The sequence below is a fragment of the Rhizobium sp. Leaf341 genome, assembly GCF_001424325.1.
Classification (GTDB): Bacteria; Pseudomonadota; Alphaproteobacteria; order Rhizobiales; family Rhizobiaceae; genus Ferranicluibacter.
In genome coordinates this window covers 34,789-46,744 of sequence record NZ_LMPE01000005.1, presented here as the reverse complement: position 1 = coordinate 46,744, position 11,956 = coordinate 34,789, and the positions used below count along the sequence as shown (strand labels likewise).

General features: G+C 57.0%; 11 protein-coding genes. 5 read left to right on the top strand and 6 right to left on the bottom strand.

Going from position 1 to position 11,956, the window contains the following annotated elements:
* Positions 1-37 precede the first annotated feature (37 nt).
* Complete coding sequence (gene kdsA, locus ASG03_RS07345) at positions 38-883, bottom strand: 3-deoxy-8-phosphooctulonate synthase (protein ID WP_062474738.1); 846 nt, start codon at positions 881-883, stop codon at positions 38-40.
* Between the two features lie 214 nt (positions 884-1,097).
* On the bottom strand, positions 1,098-1,868 hold the full coding sequence (locus ASG03_RS07340) for an ABC transporter permease (RefSeq protein WP_156381759.1): 771 nt from the start codon (positions 1,866-1,868) through the stop codon (positions 1,098-1,100).
* Between the two features lie 354 nt (positions 1,869-2,222).
* On the opposite strand from ASG03_RS07340, the gene ASG03_RS07330 reads away from it, so the two are divergent.
* A complete protein-coding gene (locus ASG03_RS07330; protein WP_156381758.1) occupies positions 2,223-2,648 on the top strand; it encodes a hypothetical protein in 426 nt (141 codons plus the stop codon).
* A 368-nt stretch (positions 2,649-3,016) separates the two neighbouring features.
* Positions 3,017-4,567, top strand: coding sequence for a GSCFA domain-containing protein (locus ASG03_RS07325; protein WP_082475610.1), 1,551 nt, complete (start codon positions 3,017-3,019; stop codon positions 4,565-4,567).
* 223 nt (positions 4,568-4,790) lie between these two features.
* Here the strand turns inward: ASG03_RS07325 and ASG03_RS07320 are convergent, their stop codons facing one another.
* The 4 genes from ASG03_RS07320 to ASG03_RS07305 form a co-directional block, all read right to left on the bottom strand.
* Positions 4,791-5,474, bottom strand: a complete 684-nt coding sequence (locus ASG03_RS07320; protein WP_062693127.1) for a CatB-related O-acetyltransferase — start codon at positions 5,472-5,474, stop codon at positions 4,791-4,793.
* Positions 5,475-5,537: 63 nt separating this feature from the next.
* Positions 5,538-8,225 carry a glycosyltransferase family 29 protein gene (locus ASG03_RS07315; RefSeq protein ID WP_062693126.1) on the bottom strand — a complete coding sequence of 896 codons (2,688 nt, stop codon included), beginning with the start codon at positions 8,223-8,225 and terminating at the stop codon, positions 5,538-5,540.
* A gap of 148 nt (positions 8,226-8,373) precedes the next feature.
* Positions 8,374-9,222, bottom strand: a complete 849-nt coding sequence (locus tag ASG03_RS07310; RefSeq protein ID WP_062693125.1) for a hypothetical protein — start codon at positions 9,220-9,222, stop codon at positions 8,374-8,376.
* On the bottom strand, positions 9,219-9,953 hold the full coding sequence (locus ASG03_RS07305; protein WP_156381783.1) for a glycosyltransferase: 735 nt from the start codon (positions 9,951-9,953) through the stop codon (positions 9,219-9,221). The genes ASG03_RS07310 and ASG03_RS07305 overlap by 4 nt, the downstream gene beginning before the upstream one ends.
* Positions 9,954-10,234: 281 nt before the next feature.
* Between ASG03_RS07305 and ASG03_RS07300 the strand changes: the two genes are divergently transcribed.
* The 3 genes from ASG03_RS07300 (at position 10,235) to ASG03_RS07290 (ending at position 11,912) form a co-directional block, all read left to right on the top strand.
* A complete protein-coding gene (locus tag ASG03_RS07300) occupies positions 10,235-10,657 on the top strand; it encodes a hypothetical protein (RefSeq protein WP_062693124.1) in 423 nt (140 codons plus the stop codon).
* A gap of 212 nt (positions 10,658-10,869) precedes the next feature.
* Positions 10,870-11,058, top strand: coding sequence for a hypothetical protein (locus tag ASG03_RS07295; RefSeq protein WP_062693123.1), 189 nt, complete (start codon positions 10,870-10,872; stop codon positions 11,056-11,058).
* A gap of 614 nt (positions 11,059-11,672) precedes the next feature.
* A complete protein-coding gene (locus tag ASG03_RS07290) occupies positions 11,673-11,912 on the top strand; it encodes a hypothetical protein (RefSeq protein ID WP_062693122.1) in 240 nt (79 codons plus the stop codon).
* Positions 11,913-11,956: the final 44 nt, after the last annotated feature.

Below are 11,956 nucleotides of genomic sequence, written 5' to 3'. Positions count from 1 at the left end.
TATCTTCGTGTCGAAGGTCCATGAGACCCAATTGCGTCTATGCTTTGGCAATGGCGTCGAAGGCGAGCAGCTTTTCGAGAAGCTGCGGCATGTCTTTCAGATGCACCATGTTCGGTCCATCGGACGGCGCGTTGTCGGGGTCTTCGTGCGTCTCAATGAACACGCCGGCCACGCCGACGGCCACGGCGGCGCGCGCCAGCGTTTCCACGAACTCGCGCTGCCCACCCGACGATCCGCCTTGCCCGCCGGGCTGCTGGACCGAGTGCGTCGCGTCGAACACGACCGGCGAACCGAGCGACGCCATGATCGGCAGCGATCGCATGTCGGAGACGAGCGTGTTGTAGCCGAACGAGGCGCCGCGTTCGCATAGCAGCACGTTCGGGTTCCCGCTCTCGAGAAACTTGCTCTGGACGTTCTTCATGTCCCAGGGCGCCAGAAACTGGCCCTTCTTGACGTTGATCGCCCGGCCTGTCTTGGCGGCGGCCACGAGCAGGTCCGTCTGACGCGACAGGAAAGCCGGGATCTGCAGGATATCGACGGTCGGGGCGACGCGTGCGCAGTGCTCTTCGGTGTGAATGTCGGTCAAGACGGGGAAGCCATATTCCGCCTTGAGGTCGGCGAAGATTTCCATCGCCTTGTCGAGACCGATGCCGCGCTTGCCGGACATCGACGTGCGGTTCGCCTTGTCGAAGGAGGACTTGTAGACGAGGCCGAGACCGAGCTTGCTGCAGAGCTCAACCAAGGTGCCGGCGATCATGAACGCATGGTCGCGGCTCTCCATCTGGCAGGGACCGGCGATCAGGGACAGCCTGCCGGTGTTGGAAAAGGTCACTCTGTGCGTACCTTCGCCGACGGACACTTCAGAATGGGGGGCGACGGCCATGTCGTTCTTCCTTGAAATCGAACGGGATGTGTGTCCCGGAACCATACCTCCAAAAGCCGACACCTCGGCCTCTGCCGATCTGTGTCTGCTCTTCAGAAACTGAATACGGCATTCCTAGCAAGGCAGCGCCGGAGACACAATGTTTGTGATGGCTGACTGATTTGATGCCAATGTGGTAACCGGAGGCCATCACGGCTCTCACCGAGAGTTGATCCTAGCGGCCCCTCAAAACCCTTCGCGACGAGGTAAAGACGCACATTCCAAGGACCAGTACCGAAAGAGCAATGGCGTACATATAGCCGGGATCGTAACCGACAGCGCGATATTCGGGATAGAATCCCTTCCGAAACGACATGATGACATGTGCAACAGGGTTTAGGAGAATGATCTCGCGCATCTGGGGAGGAAGGGTATCCGGCAGATAAAACACACCCGACAGCATGAAGAGCGGGCGGCTCACGATTGCGAAAATCTTCTCGTAGACGGGGAATTGCTGGAACAGCACGACATTCGTGGAGCCGATGCCGAGAGCCAACACTCCGCCGGCACTCGCGCCCTCGATCAGAGGCACCCAACTGATCTCGACGGGGTGCTTGAGCGATAGGGTGATCGGCAGTAAAACGGCAAGGCTGACAACGATATTGGTCCCGACCTGAAGTATATGGCGCGCGAACACTGTATCGATCGGCGCAACGTTCGGATAGGCGAGCAGTGGTCGGTTGCCTCTGACAGAGCCGGTTACGTAGCCGGCCGACGCCTGATAAAACATAAACCCGATATAGCCCGTGGCGAAAAACAGGATAAAGCTCGCGCCAAGAGGGGGATGACGAGCAATCCCCATGAAGATGAACGAGAGAAAGGCAATGTGCGCAAGCGGGTCGAGAAGTGCCCAGACGTAACCGCCGGGCTTTCTCCCGAAGCGGGTCGACATTTCACGAATTACGAGCGCCGCCACCACTCGAAGGTGTGTTTTCATCTTACTCAACGGGTCAGACCTTCCGACGCAGGGGCGCCTTGCAACAAGTGCTCAACATCGTAGCTTCCCAATCGGGTCAAATCAAGGTGACGCCCCTGCCGCGAAAGAAGCGTTTGTACGCCATTCCTGCGGGTCTGAGAGCGAAAAAGCGGGTATGCCTGCGTTAGGAACGGCAATCGCAGTTCGTGTTGATACGCCGCCGTCGAGGCGCGATCGACGACGACAGACCCACCGAGATACAGCGCATTTTTCATGAGGCACATGCTTGCGATGCGGCGTTTGATCCCGACTTCATTTTTAAGATGCTTCTTGCTAGTACAATGGAACAGGTTGTCGCCATGAGGCTCAGGGACAGGATTGCACGTGGAAAGAACAGTAACTGACGCGTTGGGCAATGAAAAATCGGCTCGTTTCGACGTCGTTATCCGTCAGCTCCAGCAAGCTCCTATCGGTTCGCGAACGCTCGATGGACAGGTTGCCTATCTCCTGGGTTGGGAAAGGCGGTCGTTCCCTTATGTCGATAAAAAGTCTGGAGAAAAGGGCGAACGGCTGTTCTGGGTGAACCCCGGCACCGCGGACCCGGACAAGGTGCCGCGATATACGACGAACCTTCAGTCTGCATATGAGCTTGCAAACCAGATTTCTCCAACCCTGATCTGCGCCGTGACCTGGGGCGGGACCGGGAGCAACGCATCTGTGGAGTATGGCAATCGCACGGTCGAGGCTGCCGCGACCAGCGCGCCGCTTGCGCTCTGCATTGCCATACTGAGCGCCGCAAAACCTGCCTAGACGAAAGCTTTCGTCGCGCTGATAACGGTCGTCTGTGAGGCCGAGATGTCTCGCCAATCGGCAGGGGAAGCAGTCGAAGGCAGCAGAGCTCGCTTCCTTCCGCGGGGCGCAGCGATAGAACCCCGGGGTCGTCCGGCCCCACGTGGTGCTGCCAACCGGATCCGGACACCGGCTATGAATCTTCATCGTCCCGATCGCTCAATCCCGATCCTGGGCAGGCTGTTAGCGTCTACCTCATTTGCGTGTGCTGGGTTTGAGGAGCTGTAAGCCGAAGACCGCCTAGGTCTGACGACGGCTTTCTGGAAAACATGTAATTGAGTTGCGTTAGCCTTCTCCTCGGCTTATCCCGTCTTACGATACAACAACTCATGGAGGCATTCTTGCCATTGCTCCGTCTTGAGGGCGCCGCCGCGCTTGAGAATTTACAAAAGAATGTCCGCCGCTCATCATGGCCCGATGGTCGTAAGCCCCAGACCCGATTGGGTGGGGTTGCGGAACTGTCTCCTAGCTCTTCATTTACTTTTGAGCCTGGGGCAAAAATCATCACAATCGGATCTTGTTTCGCACGCGAAATTGAGAAGCATCTTGATAGCATCGGCTTTGAATTGCCGATGTTGAAGATCAATGTGCCTCCAGAAGAGCGTGTTACACAGACGCCAAATGACGTACTGAACAAGTATTCTGTTCACTCGATGGAAAACGAGATTCGCTGGGCTTTTGAAGGGTTGCCGCATCCGGAAGATAAGTTGTTCCTTGAGGCTGGACCCGGACTTTGGGTTGATCCTCATCTCGGCTACAATTTACCGCCCACTACATTTGATCGCGTCTCCGCGCGCAGGGCGGATGTCATGGCAGCGATGCGAGAACTTGCCACCAGCGATGTGGTGATCATAACCTTGGGGCTTGCCGAAAGCTGGTTCGACTTGGAAGCGGATTTGTATCTCAACGGTATTCCGCCGGTAGAGGCACGACGGCGTTATCCCAACCGGTTTGCCCTCGACGTCTTGAGCTACGGAGAGATTCTCGCGTCTCTCGAACGCATCCACTCGCTCGTCCGCAAATACGGCGCCGCGCATACCAAGATTCTGATAACGACGTCACCTGTGCCTTTTAAAGCGACATTCACAGGCGACGATGCGCTTATGGCAAATTGCTATAGCAAGAGCGTTCAGCGAGCTGCATGTGAAGAGTTCGTCAGGTCTCATGACATGACGGACTATTTCCCGTCGTACGAAATAGTGACCTTGACTGATCGTTCGCGAGCTTACACGCGGGACAATATTCACGTTGAGCGAGATGTTGTCGGGTTTATCATGGACACGGTCCTATACTCATACTGTCCTTCTGCTGGCGTGCGGCCGAAGCAGCCGCTGGCTAGTCCCGCTGCCGCTCCTACAAATGTGGAAACAGATGCTGTTCTCCTCAAGAAAGCCGACAGGCTTGGTACGAAGGATCGCCTAGTCTTGGCGGCAAAATTCTTCAAGTTGCGGCAGTACAAGGAGGCTTGCACCGTTTTCAGCACGGTTATCCCATCTCAGACGACGGCTATTAGCGCGGAGGATCTAGGGCCGATTTATGCTGACTATGGCGTTTGCCTGCTTAGGGCAGGCAGACCCGAAAAGGGCGTCGAGATCCTGAAGGTCGCTTTGCAGCACATGCCTGACAATGCTCGGCTGAACTACAAACTCGGAATTGGGTACGCACGCGCACGCGACAAAGCTAGCGCGCTCCCGTTCCTCCAGGCAGCGCTAAGGCTTGATCCATCTGTCGCCGAGTATCATTGGCGCCTTGGAGCTGCGATGATTGATCAGGATCAGCATAACGAGGCGAAGAAGCTTTTCGAGTCAGCTTTGAAAATTGATCCGAATCACGCTTCGGCGAAGCGTGATCTGCTTGCTGTGCAGGCCGCCCAACCTTGAACCGTGAATCCGGTACTCATGCCGGGATTCCCAAAACGCTACCATGTGCAGGCGAGCGCGCTCCTGGCGCTCGCCTGCACTGTATGGCCGGTTTGTTGGGTTCATTCGATATGCTCAGCAACCTGAAGCGCGCACTTATCTCCAAAAGGGGTAATGTGGCCTATCGAGTTCATGGACGGCGAAAAATTTGTGGGAGGGCGTCTATGCCCCCGGGTCGGTTCGCTCAAAGGTCTTTGTGGTCCACAAGAGTGTACCTGACGGGACGTGCTTGCAGCCCGAGCCTCTCTCTCTCTGCGAGCTCATCGAGTGCAGCTTCCGGGTCGCTGAACTTGAGGCCACTCAGATCCTTGGCGTCAAACCGCCACCACTTGAACTGAAGCATTCGCTTCGCGAGTGGCCTTTCAAAGCGCATGCGTATGACCTTTGCTGGTACGCCGCCGACCATGGCATAGGCCGGAACGTTCTTGGTCACCACGGAGCCGGCTGCAACCACAGCGCCGTGTCCGATGGTCACGCCACGCATGATCGTGACGTTGGATCCGATCCATACATCGTGACCAATGCTCGGATCGCCCCGCGCGGCCGTCGGATCGTTTTCGGCTGTGCGGGGTTCGAACTCAAACGCGCCGATCAGCTTTTCAAACTCGAATTTGTTGTCCGAGTACTGGAAGGGAGATGTACTGAGCCATGTCAGCGGATGACTGGCTTCGCCGCACCGAAATCCGGGTGCAATGCTGCAATATCGACCAACCTTCGCCAGCCTTGAGAGATCCGCCCCACGAAAGTACGTGTACGCCCCCACTTGTATGTTGGAGCGAAACTTGACGTCGTTGAAACGAACGGGCGTTTCCACGCGTACCTCTATGCCAGGCGCAAACGCTACCTTCTTTGTAAACACGCCTTTCATGGGGATTTCGGATGCAGCAGGTAGCAAGTTGCGGATGGAAAGCAATGCACAGATCTTCTCGTTTCAAGCTGTTGTGTCCAACGTATCACGCGTCACCAGACATACCCGTGCGTCCGTCTTTAACACGGTTTCGAACACGTAGGCACGTTCAATCGCCGGGTCATGCGGCCACGTGCCGCTTGCGCTCAGAACGTTCGGCGTCGTCCGCGTGATATGGCCCGATGCAAAGAAATCAAACCCATAGAGATCGAGCGACTTCATCGACGTGCGGGTGAGATACTCGATCCAAATAAGGCCCGACGTTGGCTCGAGTTGCAACGAGGTGGTCAAATCCTCAAACACGGACTGCGGCATTCGCATGACGGTATTCTTGAGCAGGAGCTTCCACGAGAGATGATGATAGGCCGGGTGGCAGGCGACCTTCGTGCAGTCGAACACCGGCGCATAGGTGACTTGACGGTTGCGGTCGCTGGTGGAGCATGACCAGATATCCGTTTTACGCCCTGTTGCCTGAATGTTCGTCAACCTCCGGGCCACATCCTCCGGGGCATCAGGGCGCAGAAGGGTAAAGCCTTCCCGCCCCGTCGACTTCATATCGACGAATTGTCCCTGAACCCATTTCCTGTCGGTATCCGCGAGATCGACGTCTCTCCGCACTGTCAGGGGATACCCCAGGTTCATGCGGATCACGATGTCGTGCCGATCGATCTCGGCACCATTCGCGCTCAGCCCCAAGGAAGAGGCGTTGCCGACCAGAGCGACCGTTTTCCCAGCAAAGACGCTCTCATCAAGGTCGCGCAGAAAAAGTGCCTTGAGTTTCGAATCGTATTGAATCGTGTTCGTTTTCCGGAACCGGCGCCACCGTCTGGAAAAAGCCCTCTTCCAGTAGCGAAGCATATGCTCGGATCTCGCGCGCAGGCGCATCCATGGCTGCTTGGGCTTCAGCTTGACGACCTTGACGCCGCGGACATCGGCCGATTCATCTGCGACCAAGTTGGGGTATACGGGGTTTTCGCCATATGCGGGCGTGGCGATCCGATCCTCCGCCAGGTTGAGGATCTGCTCGTTGATCTTGATCCCTACGGCAAAGACGTACCAGGAAATGAACCTTCTATAGCGCTCGGTCCGGGTCTGCTCGTTCTCACTGATGATTTGCGCGTAGACGTCGTCGATATTGTCGTTGGTCACCCGACCGACGGCTTCATCATAAACAGCGCGTCCGAAGGAGAGGAGGGGCTTGTTATAGATCATGGCCTCGAAACCGACGCCGCTGTTGATAACGGCGACGGCCTTGGCCTGCTCGAGCGCGTCGTGAATATGCCCACGACTGTCGAACACGACATGCTCTGACGCGAAGCGCTCCTTCATCCGGTCGTAGAACGTGGTTTCGTCGTAGGGATGCTTTCTGAAAAGGACCGTCACCCGCGCTCTGTTCGCAAAGCCCGCGAGCGTTTCGACAAAGCCCTCCAGGTCTATATTGGCGTGGTGAATGAGGGCGTCGTCGCCCGGTACCTGGAGGGGAACCAGAATGGCGAATGTCGGCAGTTCGCCTTGCTGGGACTTGGCCTGCGGCGCCTTGGTGATCCGCGACGTTCTGATTTTGGCAAGAAAAGCGTCAAGACGCGGATCTGGGTCATGACGCAGGAAATCCGAGCAATTGAACGCCTTGGAGGCAGCACCCCAACCATTCTCATCAACGGTGAACAGGTCTGGCAAAAGCTCCTGCATGTAATAGCGAGCCTTGGGATGGCGCAACTGTTCCCTGATCATGTGGGGTAAGTAAATGTGACTGACGTCGCGACCCAGCTTTTGCAGTTCCTCCGGCGTTATCTCCCACTGCGGAAGAGCGACGATCCGGGCGTTCCGTCCATTGCTCCACGCTCTTTCCGCGAGGAAACGCGCCATGAACCTCCAATAGATTCGTCCGGGCCGCGAAAGACGGCTCAGGCGAAGCTTGAAGTGATTGTTCTTGAGGATGGCCTTCGTGCCGACATCCTGTTTGGGATAGTAAACGATATCCGTCACAGGCGCATCGAACCGTGTCTTCACCCGATCCTGTTCTTCGCGAACATGCGCGTCCGCCACACGCGTTGCGAGATCGGAAAGAATATAAGCGGACGCAGTATCCTTTCTGTCGCAAAACTTGATCGGCATCGGAACCAGTCGAACAAAATCGCTGCATCTGACCAGCGCATTGTAGAATGCCTTCCGCTCGACCATTTCCGTCAAGGTCGCGGCCTTATGGCCGTGGAGGTACCGCGTTGCCTCCTTGAGAAGGCTTTGCGTGTTGTAGGTCGGGGCCAGCCAGATGGAGCTCAGGCGGACCCTGTCCTGCGAACGTTCCCGCTCCAGCCGCAGGGGGATCGAGCAATCACATTTCTGCAGCTCCGTGGGTAACAGAGACAGATCTCTGCGCACGAACGAGTCGACCTGCAGAAGCAGCGTGTGCATCTGGGTCATCTCCAAGATCGCGGCGACATGCACATAGCGATCCCGGCAGGGCACGGCTGTTTCGAGCTGGGCCTCGTAGAGAGCGACGCTTAAGAGCTTCTGTCCAAGATCCCGCAGCAATAAGCGCGCAGCGCTATCCCCGTCCGTGAGAAGCACGACAAGCCGGGTATCTGGTGAATTCAGTTCCAGGGACTGGACAAGGGAGGGGCCGGACGCGAGGAACTCAGCTCCGCTGCAGACGACCAAGACCTGCCAAAAATGCCAGTCATTTCGTTCGCGGCTGACCTTTGTCAATTTCATCTAAAGCGATCCTAAGGTGTGCAGCATCAGCCACGAGCATATCAAGGACGATCGTTGTTCGCGTCGCGATGCGGCGATCTCCAAGCGAGGCTGATATCCGGTGCTGCCGCGACGGTAGCAGGAGTTTGTCAACAGGCGAGGGGGCAGGCTAGCGCCACCAACCCTCTTTCCTTCCTGTATACAGGTCGCTTGCGTGGCTCTTCCCGTCCGTCTTCCGCTCGCCTTTCAGATGGTCAAGATAGCCACCCAACACGCTGTTGATGAAGATATGGCCAGTCGCAGTATCCGAGCCCAAATATTTGAAGTCCGCAACGCGCTTTTTCTTCATGTCCTTCACGATATCCCAGAAAACATAACTATCGTGGCTCTCCTTCAACTTCAGGAAGCGGCCTGAAAGATAGGATTGCTCGAAGCGGTGAACAAAATCATCAATGGCCGGGTGGTGCAGGTTGTACCCGACCCACCCGCATTCCGGATAGCTCTTGCGATTGAGATAGGCAGCGAGCTGTTTCCGTCGCGGCGCAAGGTTGTCGATGATTTTCTTGGGAAACTGCGTGTGCGTCACTGTATCGGCATCAAGCCAGATGAGCTGATCGAATGAACCCTTGGTCCGCTCGATGGCGTCGGTGACGGCAAAGACCTTGTTTGAAAATCGAATGGCGTCCCATCGAAAATTGTCTGATCCACCTTTACCGCGCGGGTCCGTGCCGTTTGCGTAAGGGTTGTCTTTGTACAGTGCACGAAACTCATGCAGTCTCGGTACATTTCGTACCTGATCAATCACGGTCAGGCGGCGATCGCTGATATCGACATCAACATCTTCCGCATAGACGAGCATCTCGACGTCTGCCGGCCAGTACTCGAGAAAGGTCTCGATACAGCGCTTTCCATAGACCTCGTAGCCCTTCTTGTGAAAGGTCGTGACCACCGCATGTTTCAGCGATGGCGTAAAGGCGAAGCGGGACACCAGTCCCTTCAAAGAGACAAGTGTGCTCATTTTTGCGCCACGGATGTTGTTTCGTTCAATATCGCATTCCATTCATCAGCATAATCGCAGTCGGCGTAGTCTGCAAAATAGGGGCCGCCTTCGGTATAGTGCACAAGTGCCGCTTCGGGATCGTAGTCATAAACGCCCACCAGATGGTTCCATTTGAGAGGGAGACCGCCAATCTGGTGATCTCCGTCGAGCCACTTGAACTGATGCAACTCGAGACCGCTTCTTGTCGACACATAGTCAGGCGTCAGGTTCGTGCAGCGGCTGTTGTTGAACAGCATGACGCTCGACCAATTTTTCTTTTCATACTTTGTCTGCACCTGTCCGAGAAACTTCACGTCTTCCTTGGGCTGGTAGTCATGCTTGCACACCATCACAGAGTATTGTTCGTCTCTCAGTGCCCATAACTCGGCGATATCCTTTCGAGCGATGATGTCGCAATCCATGAAGATGGACCAACCTTCGAAATTGCAGAGATATGGGGCCAAAAAGCGGCTGAAGGAAAACTCGGTCGACTGGAGGCTGTTGCGCTCGCGTGTGAAGATGCTTGCGACATTGTCGAGGGCAATGGGTGTGATCGAGAGCGGAAGACTCGAATGCTTAATCAGGCTCTGCGAAAGTACATGGTAAGCAGCTATTTCTTTAGAGTCGTAACCAATGAGGATGTTGACGGTGTTTGGGTTCTTCAAAACCGACCCTTTCAGCAACGGATTCGCTTTGAGCGGTCGCAACATAGAGGCGAGGACAGGAGGGGTCAATCTGTTCCAAAGAGTGCTCTTTTTAAGTATTTTCAAACATTGAGAAGTTGCTAATATTCCCCCGTGCTCTCCGCTTCGATCCGGATCGAACCGTGCCGGCCCAGGGATCGAACGACTCCTCAAGGGTATTCCTCTTCATAGACTTCATGTATCTGCTGACCCATCGATAACGGGTCTGTTGTTGCGTTTCCATACGCATTGCGTCCACTCAGGCATCACAGGTTGCTCCATCTGATGCAACATGGGAGATCAAAGGAATGAGCTATATCGACGTTATCCGCGCGCTGGCGAACGCTCCTCAGGGCTCCCGTGAACTGGACATGATGATTGCCACGCTTCTCGGCTGGTCGCGCACAGAAGAGGAGAGCGTGGAGGGAGCTTATGCAGCGAACGCTTTCGAAACAAACATGGGTGCTGCGAGCCCCGCTGTTGTGGGGAGAGTTCCGGCTTACACGAGCAATCTGCAGGATGCCTATGAGCTTGCAGAGGTGATTTTGCCGGGGCACAGAGGCGGATGCGGATGGGAGGAGGGGCTCGCCAGTGCCTCGATCGGCGAGAACAGCAATCCTGTCAAAGCCGCCACACCTGCTCTCGCCATATGTGTCGCCGCCCTGCTGCTGAAAGCCACTAGCGAGCGGAACAGCGGAGCAAGTGCATCGGGGACGGGCGTCTCTCCGTAAGTCAGACGAGAAGAGCGACGCCACTCGCGGCTTCAGCTTGCGATGCTCCTCAAGCTGCGTGAAGCGCCGATTGGTGAGGTTCCCTTCCTGTGATCCGCCCGCACGGTACGGCCACCTGATCGCGTTATCGCGCCAGCCTATCCCCGCAGCATCCCCTTGATCTTCGCCCCCGACACCTCATTTCCTCGCCAGCAGGACCGGAGAGCCACAACATGGTCGATACGCGGTATGGGGTGCGGCAGGAGCGGAGCGGGTTTTGGACCGTCGTTGACGAGATGACCGGGCTGCCGGCGGCATCGGACGGGCGGGATCTGACCGGGCTCGAGAAGCAGGATGCGCGGGATATCGCGGACGCTCTGAACCGGGACGAGCGGTCGCAGCGCGGCAGTTCACTGGTCTAGGCGGCGCGACTTGCGGCGAACCTACAACAGCTGACGTGGGCCGACAGAATACCGTGGGCGGAGGTTCGACGGCGGCCTCCATCAGACGCGTACAGACACGTGACGGTCGCGTCTTGCGAACGCAAGGGCCTCGGTCGAGATCAACACATCTGCCCAAAGGGCACGAGGGGAAAGCCGAAAGGGTTTCCTGCCGGGTGATCGAGGGATGATCGGGGGGAGAAGGGTGCGCGGACGCTCTACAAACCGCGCGTGCCATGACAATCGCATGCCAATCCTGAAGGCTTGGTAAAGATTGGGCGCGCTTTGGCAATTGCTTTGCCGGCTTTTTGCGAGAAGGGGCATTTTACAGGCGGTTTCCGGGGAGGAATTCCGGCCGGTGCGCGGGAGGCGGCGCAGCGGTGCGGGGGAGGACCGGCCCGGACGGGGTGGGTATGGCCCGGCCGTCGGCGTGCGGCAGGACCGCTGCCCCGAATTTTCGCGGTCTTCACAGGGAGGCGTGTTTCAGCCTGGAACAGGTGCTGTGGCTTCTTAACCGGGCCGGCGCATGCCGTTTGCCGAAAGAGGACGGTGCGTGCCATTCTGAAGCCATCACTTACAGAACGGGAGATGCTTCCTTGGCACAGGCTTCTTTTGCAGTTTCGACGATCCGCGTTCCAAAGCGACGTGAGGTCGATGTCGTGGCGAGTGCGGTCTTTGCGTGGTGCGCCGAGCGGCGGATCGGGTTGCGGACGCAGGCCGGCGTCAGTGCGGCCAGCGCCGCGATCTCGCTGTTCGAGAGCGGTTACCGCACGCAGGATGCCCTCTTTCACGCCCTTCATGGGCTGAGCGGCAACGACCTGGCGCATTTCGGGTGAGCTCGGGCGGGCAGGCAGGCGGGCGAGCAGCGCAGGCGGGCGTC

Coding starts and splice junctions, on each gene's coding strand:
- kdsA (WP_062474738.1), bottom strand. CDS start 883: ATGGCCGTCGCCCCCCATTCTGAAGTGTCCGTCGGCGAAGGTACGCAC.
- ASG03_RS07325 (WP_082475610.1), top strand. CDS start 3,017: ATGGAGGCATTCTTGCCATTGCTCCGTCTTGAGGGCGCCGCCGCGCTT.
- ASG03_RS07320 (WP_062693127.1), bottom strand. CDS start 5,474: ATGAAAGGCGTGTTTACAAAGAAGGTAGCGTTTGCGCCTGGCATAGAG.
- ASG03_RS07315 (WP_062693126.1), bottom strand. CDS start 8,225: ATGAAATTGACAAAGGTCAGCCGCGAACGAAATGACTGGCATTTTTGG.
- ASG03_RS07310 (WP_062693125.1), bottom strand. CDS start 9,222: ATGAGCACACTTGTCTCTTTGAAGGGACTGGTGTCCCGCTTCGCCTTT.
- ASG03_RS07305 (WP_156381783.1), bottom strand. CDS start 9,953: ATGTTGCGACCGCTCAAAGCGAATCCGTTGCTGAAAGGGTCGGTTTTG.
- ASG03_RS07300 (WP_062693124.1), top strand. CDS start 10,235: ATGAGCTATATCGACGTTATCCGCGCGCTGGCGAACGCTCCTCAGGGC.
- ASG03_RS07295 (WP_062693123.1), top strand. CDS start 10,870: ATGGTCGATACGCGGTATGGGGTGCGGCAGGAGCGGAGCGGGTTTTGG.